13 protein-coding genes are annotated in these 13544 nt (G+C 61.3%); 5 read left to right on the forward strand and 8 right to left on the reverse strand.

Annotation, left to right across the window (positions count from 1 at the left end; all coding sequences use genetic code 11):
* Positions 1–86: 86 nt before the first annotated feature.
* Positions 87–818: a metal-dependent hydrolase gene (locus HMPREF2674_RS08350; protein ID WP_049343321.1), complete on the forward strand. Its 732-nt coding sequence runs from the start codon at positions 87–89 to the stop codon at positions 816–818.
* A 744-nt stretch (positions 819–1562) separates the two neighbouring features.
* On the opposite strand, the gene abc-f is transcribed toward HMPREF2674_RS08350, so the two are convergent.
* Positions 1563–3161: a ribosomal protection-like ABC-F family protein gene (gene abc-f, locus HMPREF2674_RS08355; protein WP_049334159.1), complete on the reverse strand. Its 1599-nt coding sequence runs from the start codon at positions 3159–3161 to the stop codon at positions 1563–1565.
* 288 nt (positions 3162–3449) lie between these two features.
* Between abc-f and HMPREF2674_RS08360 the strand changes: the two genes are divergently transcribed.
* From HMPREF2674_RS08360 to HMPREF2674_RS08370, 3 genes are read left to right on the forward strand one after another with little or no spacing between them, the layout of a single operon-like run.
* On the forward strand, positions 3450–4067 hold the full coding sequence (locus HMPREF2674_RS08360; protein WP_070825412.1) for a biotin transporter BioY: 618 nt from the start codon (positions 3450–3452) through the stop codon (positions 4065–4067).
* Positions 4068–4097: 30 nt separating this feature from the next.
* On the forward strand, positions 4098–4979 hold the full coding sequence (locus tag HMPREF2674_RS08365; RefSeq protein ID WP_049334157.1) for an energy-coupling factor ABC transporter ATP-binding protein: 882 nt from the start codon (positions 4098–4100) through the stop codon (positions 4977–4979).
* Complete coding sequence (locus tag HMPREF2674_RS08370; RefSeq protein WP_070825413.1) at positions 4969–5655, forward strand: energy-coupling factor transporter transmembrane component T family protein; 687 nt, start codon at positions 4969–4971, stop codon at positions 5653–5655. The genes HMPREF2674_RS08365 and HMPREF2674_RS08370 overlap by 11 nt, the downstream gene beginning before the upstream one ends.
* A 105-nt stretch (positions 5656–5760) precedes the next feature.
* Here the strand turns inward: HMPREF2674_RS08370 and HMPREF2674_RS08375 are convergent, their stop codons facing one another.
* Positions 5761–6615: a DUF4253 domain-containing protein gene (locus HMPREF2674_RS08375; RefSeq protein ID WP_070825414.1), complete on the reverse strand. Its 855-nt coding sequence runs from the start codon at positions 6613–6615 to the stop codon at positions 5761–5763.
* Between the two features lie 577 nt (positions 6616–7192).
* Here HMPREF2674_RS08375 and HMPREF2674_RS08380 point away from each other — a divergent pair.
* A complete protein-coding gene (locus HMPREF2674_RS08380) occupies positions 7193–7693 on the forward strand; it encodes an HD domain-containing protein (RefSeq protein WP_049346998.1) in 501 nt (166 codons plus the stop codon).
* Positions 7694–7794: 101 nt separating this feature from the next.
* On the opposite strand, the gene HMPREF2674_RS08385 is transcribed toward HMPREF2674_RS08380, so the two are convergent.
* From HMPREF2674_RS08385 to HMPREF2674_RS08410, 6 genes are all read right to left on the reverse strand, one after another.
* Entirely contained in the window at positions 7795–8364 is a 570-nt protein-coding gene (locus HMPREF2674_RS08385; RefSeq protein ID WP_070635241.1) for an Ltp family lipoprotein, read from the reverse strand.
* Positions 8365–8638: 274 nt separating this feature from the next.
* Entirely contained in the window at positions 8639–8968 is a 330-nt protein-coding gene (locus HMPREF2674_RS08390; protein WP_049342815.1) for a metal-sulfur cluster assembly factor, read from the reverse strand.
* Between the two features lie 40 nt (positions 8969–9008).
* A complete protein-coding gene (sufC, locus tag HMPREF2674_RS08395) occupies positions 9009–9767 on the reverse strand; it encodes a Fe-S cluster assembly ATPase SufC (protein ID WP_049347000.1) in 759 nt (252 codons plus the stop codon).
* 18 nt (positions 9768–9785) lie between these two features.
* Positions 9786–11060: a Fe-S cluster assembly protein SufD gene (gene sufD / locus HMPREF2674_RS08400; RefSeq protein WP_049342816.1), complete on the reverse strand. Its 1275-nt coding sequence runs from the start codon at positions 11058–11060 to the stop codon at positions 9786–9788.
* The gene (gene sufB, locus HMPREF2674_RS08405) at positions 11060–12517 is read right to left on the reverse strand and encodes a Fe-S cluster assembly protein SufB (RefSeq protein WP_049342817.1); all 1458 of its coding nucleotides are present in this window, start codon (positions 12515–12517) and stop codon (positions 11060–11062) included. The genes sufD and sufB overlap by 1 nt, the downstream gene beginning before the upstream one ends.
* An 84-nt stretch (positions 12518–12601) precedes the next feature.
* A complete protein-coding gene (locus tag HMPREF2674_RS08410; RefSeq protein WP_070825415.1) occupies positions 12602–13501 on the reverse strand; it encodes a helix-turn-helix transcriptional regulator in 900 nt (299 codons plus the stop codon).
* Positions 13502–13544: the final 43 nt, after the last annotated feature.

A 13544-nucleotide genomic window follows, 5' to 3' on the forward strand; every position in this document is an offset into this window, starting at 1 on the left:
ATATGCTATATTTGTTCTAATAGCTTTAGATTGAGGCACTCTCCGCGCACCCCCAGCGCCCACCAGCACCCCAGGAGGCAACCCCCATGATGGGATACTCGCACACCGTCAGCGCCGCCGCCGGCTGGTTGGCCCTGGTCGAGACGGGAGTTGTGCAGGTTCCGGACACTCCCACGCTCGTTGTCACGACCCTGGCGTGCGCCGGGGCCGGCATGCTACCGGACATTGACCATCACAACGGCAGTATCGCGAATTCCATCCCGCCCGTTTCGCGGTGGGTGGCACGCATCGTGGGGGCCGTGAGCGGCGGTCACCGCAAGGGCACCCACTCCATTCTGGGCCTGGTGGCCTTCTGGGCCATCGCGTACTTCAGCGCAAGTATTAGCTACAACGGCATCCCGTGGGCTTCGCTTCTTCTGGCTGCCTTCTCGGGAGGCCTGGCCCTGCGGGTTCTGGGAGCCCCGGGCGGATGGATTGGCGCCATCGCGCTGGGCTATGCCGCCTACACGACGGATTCGCTCACGCTCCTCCCCTGGGCCTTCTCGGTGGGCGCCACGATTCACCTCATCGGCGATCTGCTCACCACCCGCGGCCTACTCCCCCTCTACCCCATCGTCATTAAACCGCTAGTGGCCTCGCCCCTGTGGAAGAAGAGCGGCTACATGGCACTGCCCATCCTGGGGGACGCCGGCAGCGTACGCGAAAAGGCCCTGACCCTCGCGTTGAGCATCTATATTGGATGGTACGCTGCAGCCATGATGGGATTTGCGGAGTACCCGCTTCAAACGTTTGGGCTGGGCATCCACGCCGTAAAGTAGCACCGCATCCTCACGGATAGATTTTCACGAGCCAACATCCCGAGGACAAAGCGACCCCGCAGCAGCTCGGCGGCAGAATATATAACCATCCCAAAACACGAAGGCACCCCCGTCACTTCACTAGGAAGCGGCGGGGTGCCTCGCAATAATCATCCCGAACCTGTCGGGCTAAGAGACTAAGCGTCCTGGATGGGCCAGAAGACGTCAACCTCAACGTTCTCTTCACCGGAGGTGGGGTACTTCTCGAATTCAGTGTTGTGCATTGGTGTTCTCCATTCATGAGCGGGCGGGAGTTTCCCCTCCCCCGCGTCAGCTCGTCGATGGTGACGAGCTTTAGATTCGCTTGTGCGTCCTCGCATCAGCGGGAACAACTCCAGTCTATACCCGAAGGATGTTGTGTTTCTACCAAAAATCCCACAATGTCAGTAGGCACACACGAAAAATTTACAAACCCCACACGTACGCTCGAATATCTCGAGTGAAAACGTTTCTTTGAAATCTAAAAACCCACAAGGCAACATTGTTTTTTCGTCAAATAGTGCCTGTGATTCATAAGGTTCCACCCACAAACCCAATGCACTAATGAGCAATATAGGCATATACGACCAGAAAACAATGCAAACCCACGGGTCAGGTCACATTTTTTCGTGATATTCGAGAAGGTGACTCCATAAAAGACACAAAAGAGGCCCCGGCACCATACGGCGCCGGAGCCCCCTACCTTTATGCTGGCGAATTACGCTTTTAGGCCAGCGAGATGAGGTCCTGGTACTCCTTCGACCAGAGGTCCTCCACCGCATCCGGCAGAAGCAGCACGCGCTCGGGGTTGAGCGCCTCCACCGCACCCTCATCGTGCGAAACCATGACGATTGCCCCCTGGTACGCCTTCAGCGCATGCAAAATCTCCTCGCGGGAGGCCGGGTCGAGGTTGTTGGTCGGCTCATCCAGCAGCAGCACGTTCGCGCTCGAGGCCACGAGCGTCGCCAGGGCGAGACGGGTCTTCTCGCCACCGGAGAGCACACCGGCCGGCTTATCCACGTCATCCCCCGAGAAGAGGAAGGAACCCAGAATCGTGCGCACTCGGGTGTCATCCAGGTCGGGCGCCGCGGACTTCATGTTCTCGAATACGGTCCGGTCGCCATCCAGAATCTCGTGCTCCTGGGCAAAGTATCCCAGCTTCGCGCCGTGACCGTAGATGACCTCGCCGGTATCGGGCTTCGTCGTGCCGGCAAGCATGCGCAGCAGCGTGGTCTTACCCGCACCGTTCAGGCCCAGCACCACCACGCGGGAGCCGCGGTCGATGGCCAGGTCAACGCCCGTGAAAATCTCGAGCGAGCCGTAAGACTTCGACAAACCCTCCGCCGAAAGCGGGGTCTTGCCGCAGGGGGCCGGATCCGGGAAACGGATTGCCGCCACCTTGTCCACCTGACGCTCCTCCTCCAGGCCGCGCAGAAGCTTCTCGGCACGCTTAATCATCTGCTGGGCGGCAGCGGCCTTCGTCGCCTTCGCGCGCATCTTATTCGCCTGCTCCATGAGGGCGCTCGCCTTCTTCTGGGCGTTGGCGCGCTCGCGCTTGCGGCGGTGTTCGTCCTGCTCGCGCTGGGCCAGGTAGTTCTTCCAGCCCATGTTGTACTGGTCAATCACGCAGCGGTTGGCATCCAGGTAAAAGACGCGGTTGACGACGAGCTCCATGAGGTCCACGTCGTGGCTGATGACCAGCAGGCCGCCCGAGAAGTTCTTGAGGAAGTCCCGCAGCCACATGATCGAGTCGGCATCCAGGTGGTTGGTCGGTTCGTCCAGCAGCATGGTGTCCGCGTTCGAGAAGAGGATGCGCGCCAGCTCCACGCGGCGACGCTGACCGCCCGAAAGGGTCGATAGCGGCTGGGAGAGCACGCGCTCGGGTAGGTCCAGGTTGGAGGTGATGACCGCAGCCTCGGACTCGGCGGCGTACCCACCGCCGGCAATAAACTCTGCCTCGAGACGGTCGTAGCGGCGCAGGCCCTTGGCGCGCACCGCCTCGTCCTCGCTGGCCATGTCTTCCTGGGCCTGACGCATCTTGCGGGCCACGCCGTCCAGGCCGCGAGCCGAGAGGATGCGGTCACGGGCCAGCTGGCTCATGTCGTCCACCTTGGGGTCCTGCGGCAGGTAGCCAATCTCGCCGCTGCGGGTGACGGTGCCGTCCGCGGGCAGAGTGAGTCCGGCCAGTACCTTGGTCATGGTGGTCTTGCCGGCGCCATTGCGGCCCACCAGGCCGATCTTGTCGCCCTTGTCGATGCGGAAGGTGACGTCTTCCATCAGCAGGCGCGCGCCGGCGCGCAGTTCAAGGTTCTGTACGGCAATCATGGGTGTCTTTCGGGTGGGACGGTCTGCGTGGTGTTGGTGCTCCGGGCCGATTCCCAAGAGGAGAACCGCCGGGCGAGCACCCCATCAATTTTAGTGCAGGGATGCCGTGCGTGCATGTGGGTTTGTTTTTATTTCTGTGGTGACGGGTGTAGGATACCTATCGAACACTGTTCAATGGTAATGTTCTGCAGGGACGTTTCACGCCGCGCAATGACGCCGTGCGAACCGATCCCTCCGGCTCTCCCCCGAGCCGACCCACCAAATCCGTACCCAAAGGAGTACACGCCGATGCCCGGACCCACACGCGAATCCACGCCGCGCCGCAACGACGCCGCCCGCAGCTCGGTCGCCACCGACCTCTCCCTCATTGCCGTCTTCGCGGCCCTCATCGCCGCCCTGGCCATCATGCCCGCCATGAGCCTCGGCGGCATCGCCGTCCCCTTCACCTTCCAGACCCTCGGTATTTACATCACCGCCCAGGTGCTCGGCGGCAAGCGCGCCACCGCCGCCGTGGCGCTGTACCTGCTGGTTGGCTTCGCCGGCCTGCCCATCTTCGCGAAGGGCGGCGCAGGCCTGGGTTCGCTCGCATCCCCGAGTGCCGGCTACCTGCTGGGCTTCCTGCCCTTCGCCGCCATTGCCGGCACCCTCGCATACCTGTTCACCCGTAACACCCGCTCGGTCGGTGCTACTTTCCTCATGGCCCTGCTGGCAAACTTCTGCGGTTTTGTGGTTCTGACCGCCTGCGGCATCGCCGGTATGATGGTGAACGCCCACATGAGTTTTATCGCCGCGTTCAACGCGGCAATGGTATTCGTCCCCTGGGATCTGGTGAAGTCCGTCATCGCGGTTCTGGTCGGTTTGTCGGTGCGCCGCGCCTTCCCGTCCCTGACTTCCACCCAGCGTTAGAGACGCCTCCAAACTACCCGAGAGGAAGCTATGTTTTTCCGCCGCTCCCCGCGCCAGAGTACACCGCAGACCGTGCAGGGCGAGCAGGCGGATAGCGCCTCCACTAGCATGCCCGCCCTCGAGCTCGAGTCGGTGAGTGTTTTCACCGAACTGCCCGAAGGCGGGCATCGCCGTATCCTCAAGAGCGTGAGCCTGCGCTTCACCGCGAAGCGCACCGCGGTGCTGGGACTCAACGGTAGCGGCAAATCGACCCTGCTGGGGCTTTTTAACGGGCTCACCCACCCGGACGAGGGCATTGTGCGCGTCAACGGCGTGGACACCCTGCAGGCGCCGAGCCGCGGCTCCAACGGTATCGGCTCGCAGGGCGCTTTCGAGGGCGTGGGGATGCTCTTCGCTCAGCCAGAGGCGCAGCTCATCATGCCCACCGTCGCAGAAGATATTGACCTGAGCCTGCGCCGCGCCGCGGCCGTTGAGAGAACCGCGCTCAACGGCGAGCAGCGCCGCGAGCGGGTTCGTGAGCTCCTGCGCGAGCGCGGCCTCGAGCGGCTGGAGAACCAGAGCGTCTTCACCCTCTCGGGAGGCGAAAAGCAGCTGGTGGCCCTCACCAGCGTTCTTGCGGCTGGCCCGCAGATCCTTCTGCTGGATGAGCCGACTACCCTGCTGGATCTGCGGAACCGGGCGCGGTTACTGAAGCACTTGGAGTCCCTGGACCAGATGCTGGTGCTCAGCACGCACGATCTGGATTTGGCGGCGTCCTGCGATGAAGCCGTAATCATTCACGACGGGTGCCTGCTCGCCCGGGGGGATGCGGCGCAGATGGTGCAGCGGTACCGGCTGTGGTGTGCCGAGGGGTTCCCGAATGAGGGGGCAGCCGAAGGTACGGATTCAGCGGGAGGCGCGCATGAGCGCTAACACTCCGCGCGCGAACCCCCGTGTGAATCCTCGCCCCGCCTCCCGGGGGTCTGGCTTCAACCCCGGCACCCTGCTGGTGGGTTTCTATCAGCCGCTGAACACGCCGGTGCATCGGGCGCCGATGTGGTTCAAGGGAACGCTTTTCTTTGGGTTGTTCATTGTGCTGGCGGTGACCGGCTGGCAGGTGGCGCTGGTGGCTTTGGCCGCGGCCACGCTGTGCGCGCTGTGGGCTGGAGTGTCCGCCTCCCAGCTGTGGCTGGTGGTCCGAACGCTGGCGCTATTGCTGCTGATTATGGCCGCCTACTACGTGCTGACGGGCCAATACGCTTCCGGTGCGGATGCCATCGCGACCATGCTGACGGCCTTCTACGCTTCCCGTACTCTGCTGGTGAGTACTCCCCTGCCGGTTCTGATTGACGGTTTTGTGCGGCTGTGCTCGCCCCTGCGTTTCGTGGGTCTTTCGCCCGAGCGTCTGGGGTTGCTGATTGCCCTCATGATTCGTTCCATCCCGGCGCTCGTGGACCGCTGGGGTGCCCTGCAGCGGGCGGCGGTGGCGCGTGACCTTCCGCGCCGCATGTATTGGCGCCTGCTGATTCCCTGGGTGGTGCAGGCGGTGGATTACGCGACGGCGACCGCTCGGGCTTTGCGGGCGCGTCGTGTGGACGAGCTGAAATAGGCGGATTGGGGCGGTGACGCACGGTAAACCCGCGCAGAGAGTAAGGGCGGGGTGAAGAGTCACCCCGCCCTCTCACTTTTACCCCCGGGTTGAGTTCAGCCGCCTTTAGAGCGTCTCGACGACCACTGCCGCCGGGAGCTGCTCCCACCACAGGTACCAGTCGTGCTGGCCGTAGAGTGCCTCCACGAGCTTGTCGAAGCCGCGGTAGACGCGCACCGGCATTGCCGAGGAGACCATCGTGTGCTCGACCGCCAGAATCTCGGCGTCGCGGCGGGTGGTCACGGGAACCGGCGTGTAGAACTCGATGAATTCGGCCGCGATGACCGCCGGGTAGGCGTCGTCACGTTCCAGCCAGTAGCGGGCGATGGCCAGCATGGTTTCGGGGGCGGGGCTGACGTCCCAGCCGCCGAAGGGGAAGTACGCGAAGACGTCGGAAGCAACCTGAACCGGCATATCCACGATGAGAAGTTCGGAGGCCCGCTCGATATCGGTGGCCTTGACCTTCTCATTGAGGACCCCGGCGGTCAGCTCGAAGGGGTATTCCGCGTCCAGCGGTGCGTTGAGGTCTTCCTCGCTGAGCTCACCGTGTTCCATGAGGTGCCGGTAGACGTTCAGGTAGGTGGTCTCGTTGAGGCTCCGGAAAGCCTCGTGCGCGGCCCGTTCCACGCCAACCTGTCGCAGGTGTTCGTGCTGGGCCACGAGGAGCTCAACCGCGTACTGCTGAATCGTGTCAGCGGTAATCTCCCCGACGGGTGTTGAGGTGCGCATGGATACGTTGTTCTCAATGGTCCCGAGCAGGGTGGAGTCAAGGGCAACCACGATGGGGGTTATTCCCTTATTCTTGCCCTCGTAGAGGTGTTCGAGGTATCGCCGGTTGAGTTCGGCTCGTGGGGCGCCGTGGCGGATTCGCTCGTGGGGGTAGGGATACAGGGCGACGAAGCGCTCGTAGAGCTCTGCCATGGTGTTCTCCGATGTTTGGTTACCCCAAGTTTAGCGCTTATTTCCGGGGAAAAAAGGGGGTTTTTAGTGCCCCGGAGCACCCCTCCGAATCGCGCGTTTTTTTCGTTTGATGAGCTGCTATCGGTGAGGTCCAAACGGGTCTAAACGTTCGTTGTATTGGGCGGTTTCGGCGAACAAATCTTCCGAAAAAAGTTTGGAATTTTTTGGTCGGCTGCTGAGACGAAAGGGCGGGTCGCCTTCCCCCGTCGCGGGGGCCTACCGAGCGGGACTGAGCCGGCGCCCGGTTGGGCCGCCCGACCCCGCGCCCGCGTTCGTTCCCGAGCGCTCGCAAATTTCGCGCACAGCGCCTCCCGCCCTCGAGCGCATCTTCCCTGGAATGATACCCAACGTCAGGTGCGGGCGATAAGCTTCCCGATTCTCCCGGCTAGCCCGTCATATTTACGTATTTACGCGCTCTTATGGCGTTTCTCTGGTGGTATTTGACAGGGTGCCGTACAGTAGGGGTACCAGCTATCTATACCTCGGTTTATATAGCCGGTAGCGTCAATTGATCGAGTCGTAACCAACGGAGGTTCTCGTGACGAATAGCTACTACAAAGAGATGATTCGCCTGGCAGACAGCATCGCTGATAAGGCGCATGAGGGACAGACGGACCGCAACGGCTGGCCTTACATCTCTCACCCTCGTCGTGTTGCCCTGGGGGCACGCAAGCTCGTTTCTGAGATGGCATCCTCGACCTCTCCCGACACTTCCCTGGAGGAGCTGAAGGCTGAGGTACAGATTGTCGCCCTGCTGCATGACACGGTGGAAGATACCGGAGTGTCGCTGCCCTACCTGGCTCGCTACTTCTCCCCTCAGATTGTGGACGCCGTCGAGGCGCTGACCCGCCGCCCCGGTGAGTCGCGCGTTTCGTACCTGGGACGCGTGCGCGCCAACGATTTGGCCCGCCTGGTGAAGCGCGCCGACATCATGGACAACCTGGACCCGCACCGTCTGGCAAAGCTGGACGAGCCGACCCGCTCCTGCCTGCACATCAAGTACGAGCACTCGCTGGAGCTTCTGGGCCTGGGCGAGTAACCTGTCTAGCCGCGGCGAATAGCGTCTCGGAGCATAACAAAGCCGCCCGGTGTGTGGATACTGTATCCACGCACCGGGCGGCTTCTAAATTATCTGTTGAATTAGTTCAGATGGGAGACTGCGTAATCGGCCTCTTCCTCGGTGAATCCTTCAATCGAAGAAGTCAGCTGAGAACGAATTGCCTCGGGAGACATACTCATCGTCTTCTGGTAGCTCTTAGCCTTCTCCAGGGCATTTGCGTTCCAGTCAGCCTTCACGTTGTCCACAGCGTACTGGGCCGCCTCGGGGCTAAACTTCTCAAATTCACTGGTGAGCTGGTTATAGATACCCTGCTTAGACATGTGCATGGTGCGAGAGTACGATTCAGCCTTCTTCAAAGCAGACTTATATTCGGTGGGAACGTTGTTATCGTTCTGCTTCGTGTTGGGTTCTGCCGCGCCTGCAGAGGAAGATTCACCGCCAGATTCCTGAGAAGCTTCAGCAACGGCAGAAGAATCGGCAGCCGCCGAAGATGAAGAAGCGCTCGTAGACTTGCTGGAGCCACCACCCATCACCGAAGCGCAACCACCAAGAAGAACAAGAATAACGAGAGTGATGAACCACCAACGGAGGTAGAAGGGCTTCTTCTTAACGTAGACAGAACCGTCAGCGGCGATAATCTTTTGTGCCATGATTTCCTTTCGGCGTCCTCAAGCGGCCGTTGCATGAGGAGCCTAGTATGACGTGAGTGTATGATTCACAAGGAATCATACTTGGACCCCCCCCCCAGTCAAATTGTCCTAATTATCAATAAAAAATCTATCCTTGTTGTCACCGCATAATCCTCAGCCTACAAAACATAGCGCTAGGTCTTTGCCCTAATTTTTAACAACATAAAAACACCCGCCGGGTGCGGAGAGTATATGCTCTCCACACCCGGCGGGTGTCTATTCAGCGTCTAGGAGCTTAGATGTTGAAGCCCAGCGCTCGCATCATGTCGCGGCCGTCCTCGGTGATACGCTCCGGACCCCACGGCGGCATCCAAACCCAGTTCACACGCCAGGAATCCACCACGTTCTCCAGGTTGGCCTGCACCTGCTCCTCAATCACTTCCTGCAGCGGGCAGGCTGCGGTGGTGAGGGTCAGATCCAGGATGAGGGTACCGTCCTCATCCCAGCGCAGACCGTAGAGCAGGCCGAGGTCAACAATGTTGACGCCGAGCTCCGGGTCAATGACCTCCTTGAGGGCTTCCTCAATATCTTCCTGAGGAACACGACCCTGCACAGTCTCAGTCATAGTTCAATCTTTCTTGTCGAATCCGGTGACGGAAAGCAGGTTACTTCTTACCCACGTAAGAGACGTAGCCCTCTTCTTCCAGGCGGTCAGCCAGCTCGGGGCCGCCCTGATCAACCATCTTGCCGTCCACGAACACGTGCACGAACTGCGGCTTGATGTAGCGCAGGATGCGGGTGTAGTGGGTAATCAGCATGACGCCCATGTCGTTAGCCTCGTGCGCACGGTTCACGCCCTCAGACACGATCTTCAGTGCGTCAACGTCCAGACCGGAGTCGGTCTCGTCCAGGATGCCGAACTTGGGCTTGAGCAGCTCCAGCTGAAGGATCTCGTGGCGCTTCTTCTCACCACCGGAGAAGCCCTCGTTCACGTTACGTGCGATGAAGTCGGGGTCAATCTCCAGGTTCTTCATGGCTTCCTTAACGTCCTTGGTCCAGGTACGCAGGGAGGGAGCCTTGCCGTCCACAGCGGTCTTAGCGGAACGCAGGAAGTTGGACATGGTCACGCCGGGAATCTCAACCGGGTACTGCATAGCCAGGAACAGGCCTGCGCGTGCACGCTCGTCCACGCTCATCTCGGTGATGTCCTGGCCGTCCAGCAGAATCTGGCCGGAATCAACCTGGTACTTGGGGTGGCCGGCGATGGTGGAAGCCAGGGTGGACTTACCGGAACCGTTGGGGCCCATGATGGCGTGAATCTCGCCCGAGTTGATGGTCAGGTTAACGCCCTTGAGGATGGGCTTGGTGGTTTCGTCATCGAGGATGACCGAGACGTGAAGGTCCTTGATTTCAAGAGTAGACATTATTTCTCCTGGTAAAGCTTAGTTGTTGCTGAGTGCGAGCTCTGCCTCAAGGGCCTCGGTGAGCTGCTCTTCAAGTTCGGGAACGCGAATCTGCTGAATGACCTCGTTCAGGAAGCCGCGCACCACCAGACGGCGGGCCTCAGCCTCCGGAATACCGCGAGCCTGCAGGTACCACAGGTGCTGCTCATCGAGCTGGCCGGTGGTGGATGCGTGACCGGCGCCCTCAATCAGGCCGGTCTCAATCTCCAGGTTCGGCACGGAGTCGGCGCGGGGGCCAATTTCCAGCAGCAGGTTACGGTTCAGCTCGTAGGTGTCGGTGCCTTCAGCGTCCTTACCAATCAGAACGTCGCCAACCCACACCGAGTGTGCACCCTTACCCTGCAGCGCGCCCTTGTAGGTCACGCGGGACTTGCAGTTGGGCACGGAGTGGTCCACGAACAGACGGGACTCAATGTGCTGGCCGGCATCCACGAAGTACAGGCCGTACATTTCGGTCTCGGCGCCGGGAGCGGTGAACTTGGTCGAGGGGGTCACGCGCACCAGGTCGCCACCGAGGGAAACCACCACGTGCTTGAAGCGGGAGTTGCGGCCCAGCTTAGCGTACTGTGCGGAGGTGTGGATGGCGTCGTCAGCCCACTGCTGGACGGACACGACGTTCAGCTCGGCCTCGTCGTCCACCACGAACTCGATGTTCTGTGCGAGCACGGTGGAGCCGGTGTGGCGGATGACCACGACGGCCTTCGAGAAGGGCTTAGCCTCAATCACGATGTGCTGGGCGGCGGGCTCGTTGCCGGTGCCGTCGATATCAATCTCGACGTGCTCGGACAGCTCGGCCTCGGCGGGGATGGTCACCACGGTTGCCTCGGAGAAGCTGGACCAGGCGTTAGCCGCCACGCGATCCTCGGGAACACCGGCGGAGCCGATGCGCTCGTCCTCGCGGGAGACGGTCTCAACCTTGACCTGCTCGGGTGCGGTCACCTTCGGTGCCGGTGCGGTGCCGGTCAGCTTCTCCAGGTGCAGGCCACCCAGACGCTTCAGCGGGGTGAAGCGCCAATCCTCTTCACGGCCGGTCAGCGGAGCGAAGTCCTCCACGTTGTAGGAGGTCTTACGCTCGGCACGGGATGCCTCCAGCACCTTCTGGATGTTGTTCGGGTTGGAGCCCTGGTGGTGTGCCTCGGTGGCACGGTACAGGGTGTCATCGTGGGCGAACTCGGTGGCGAGCTTCTCGCCCTCCTGGTCCATACCGGGGATGATCGGGGAGTGGTAACCCAGAGTTTCTTCGTTGGTCGGCATTAGCCCACAGATCCTTCCATCTGAAGTTCGATCAGGCGGTTCAGTTCGAGTGCGTACTCCATCGGCAGCTCGCGGGCAATAGGCTCAACGAAGCCGCGAACGATCATCGCCATTGCTTCTTCTTCGCTCAGGCCACGCTGCATCAGGTAGAACAGCTGGTCTTCAGAGACGCGGGAAACCGTCGCCTCGTGACCCATGGTCACATCGTCCTCGCGCACGTCCACGTAGGGGTAGGTGTCAGAACGGGAGATGGTGTCCACCAGCAGGGCGTCACACACCACGGAGGACTTGGAGTGCTTAGCACCCTCGCGCACCTGAACCAGGCCACGGTAGGCGCTACGGCCACCGTTACGGGCCACGGACTTCGACACAATGGTCGAGGAGGTGTTCGGTGCAATGTGAACCATCTTCGAACCGGTGTCCTGGTGCTGACCCTCGCCAGCGAACGCGATGGACAGGGTCTCACCCTTGGCGTGCTCGCCGACCATGTAGACGGCGGGGTACTTCTGGGTGACCTTCGAACCGATGTTGCCGTCCACCCATTCCATGGTGGCACCCTCGTGCGCAACCGCACGCTTGGTCACCAGGTTGTAGACGTTGTTCGACCAGTTCTGAATCGTGGTGTAGCGAACGCGGGCGTTCTTCTTCAGCACAATCTCAACCACTGCGGAGTGCAGGGAGTCGGACTTGTACACGGGGGCGGTGCAGCCCTCGATGTAGTGAACGTAAGAGCCCTCGTCAGCGATGATCAGGGTGCGCTCGAACTGGCCCATGTTCTCGGTGTTAATACGGAAGTACGCCTGCAGCGGGATTTCCACGTGAACTCCCGGGGGAACATACACGAAGGAACCACCGGACCACACTGCGGTGTTCAGCGCGGAGAACTTATTGTCACCAATCGGGATGATGGAGCCGAAGTACTCCTTGAACAGCTCGGGGTACTCGCGCAGACCGGTGTCGGTGTCGACGAAGATCACGCCCTGCTTCTCCAGGTCCTCACGAATCTGGTGGTACACGACCTCGGACTCGTACTGTGCAGCCACACCCGCGACCAGCGAGTTACGCTCCGCCTCGGGAATACCCAGGCGCTCGTAGGTGGTGCGGATATCCTCGGGCAGTTCCTCCCAGGAGCCGGCCTGACCCTCGGTCGAACGCACGAAGTACTTGATGTTGTCGAAGTCGATTTCGGAAAGATCCGCGCCCCAGGTGGGCATGGGCTTACGCTCGAAGAACTTCAGCGCCTTCAGACGCATGTCCAGCATCCACTGGGGTTCGTTCTTCTTCGCGGAGATGTCACGCACGACGTCCTCGTCCAGGCCGCGCTTTGCTACCTGGCCTGCTTCGTCGGAGTCTGCCCAACCGTACTCGTAGTTACCAATGCCCTCGAGTTCGGGGTTCATCTCCAGGATCTCTGAAATGACGGTATCGTTGGCGTTCTGCCCAACTTTCTCAGTCATTACGGCCTTTCTTCGATGGTTATTACATTCTCTCCGCCACCTGCCGGATGCAGGCGCGGTAGTCCTTGGGGTTCGAGCCGCCGGCTAGACGCTCGGCTTCTCAGCCGGCGTGCCGTCATCGGGCTCGGTCGGCGTGGCTGGTTTCGTCGACTTCGCGTTCTCCGCCACGGTCTCTCGGTTCAGCGGCACGTGCGTGGTGCACACGTGCGCGCCCGAGGCCATCGTGGAGAGCCTGCGAACATCAACGCCCAGAAGATCAGAAATAATCCCGGTCTCCTGCTCACAGAAGACCTGGAAGTCTTCGGCCAGGTCGCGAACCGGGCAGTGGCCCTGGCACAGCTGGATACTCGCGAGGAAGTGCTCCGGCACGCTACGACCCACGGGAGGCTCGGTCACCTGCGCGGTGGCCACGAAACCGTCCCTGCTCATGGCCTCGGCGAGCGCCTTAGCTCGGGCGGCCACGTTGTCTCCGGCGGCTTCCACCACCGGGCGGTAGCGCGCCTCCATCTCGGCTGCGCGGGCGGAGGCGAAGGCCTCCAGCGCCCCGTCGCCGACGGTATCGCGCAGCATCTGCAGGGCGTTACGCGCGATGAGCAGGTAGTCGTTGCCGAGCCGCTCGTGCCCCTGCGGGGCAATCACATAGCGGCGGGCCGGGCGTCCGGCACCCGCGCCGTGCTTCTTAATGGGGGCGACCTCGATCATGTTGCTTGATTCGAGGGCGTCCAGATGGCGGCGGACCGCGGCGGGGGTCAGGCTGAGCAGCTCCCCCAGGCTTGCAGCGGATACCGGTCCGTGGTTAAGAACGCCGCGGAGCACGCGGTCCCGGGTACGTTCCTCAGCCTCGGCCTTACGCTTGGATGTGCGTGCCGCGGAGGACTTTTTGGTGGAAGCACTACAAGAGCCCGACGCTACACCTCGGGTGCCGCCTCGGGTCTGTGCCTCACGCTCGGAGGAGCGCTGAGATGTCTTGTTCACGGAATACACAAATAAAGTATGTCCTAATTGTTTTTTCTTTGGCTAGTTAGGT

Source organism: Rothia sp. HMSC062F03 (assembly GCF_001836905.1).
GTDB lineage: Bacteria > Actinomycetota > Actinomycetes > Actinomycetales > Micrococcaceae > Rothia > Rothia mucilaginosa_A.

What these genes read in the sequence shown, in the direction of transcription:
- HMPREF2674_RS08350 (WP_049343321.1), top strand. Translation starts at nt 87, where the DNA reads ATGATGGGATACTCGCACACCGTCAGCGCCGCCGCCGGCTGGTTGGCC.
- abc-f (WP_049334159.1), bottom strand. Translation starts at nt 3,161, where the DNA reads ATGATTGCCGTACAGAACCTTGAACTGCGCGCCGGCGCGCGCCTGCTG.
- HMPREF2674_RS08360 (WP_070825412.1), top strand. Translation starts at nt 3,450, where the DNA reads ATGCCCGGACCCACACGCGAATCCACGCCGCGCCGCAACGACGCCGCC.
- HMPREF2674_RS08365 (WP_049334157.1), top strand. Translation starts at nt 4,098, where the DNA reads ATGTTTTTCCGCCGCTCCCCGCGCCAGAGTACACCGCAGACCGTGCAG.
- HMPREF2674_RS08370 (WP_070825413.1), top strand. Translation starts at nt 4,969, where the DNA reads ATGAGCGCTAACACTCCGCGCGCGAACCCCCGTGTGAATCCTCGCCCC.
- HMPREF2674_RS08375 (WP_070825414.1), bottom strand. Translation starts at nt 6,615, where the DNA reads ATGGCAGAGCTCTACGAGCGCTTCGTCGCCCTGTATCCCTACCCCCAC.
- HMPREF2674_RS08385 (WP_070635241.1), bottom strand. Translation starts at nt 8,364, where the DNA reads ATGGCACAAAAGATTATCGCCGCTGACGGTTCTGTCTACGTTAAGAAG.
- HMPREF2674_RS08390 (WP_049342815.1), bottom strand. Translation starts at nt 8,968, where the DNA reads ATGACTGAGACTGTGCAGGGTCGTGTTCCTCAGGAAGATATTGAGGAA.
- sufC (WP_049347000.1), bottom strand. Translation starts at nt 9,767, where the DNA reads ATGTCTACTCTTGAAATCAAGGACCTTCACGTCTCGGTCATCCTCGAT.
- sufD (WP_049342816.1), bottom strand. Translation starts at nt 11,060, where the DNA reads ATGCCGACCAACGAAGAAACTCTGGGTTACCACTCCCCGATCATCCCC.
- sufB (WP_049342817.1), bottom strand. Translation starts at nt 12,517, where the DNA reads ATGACTGAGAAAGTTGGGCAGAACGCCAACGATACCGTCATTTCAGAG.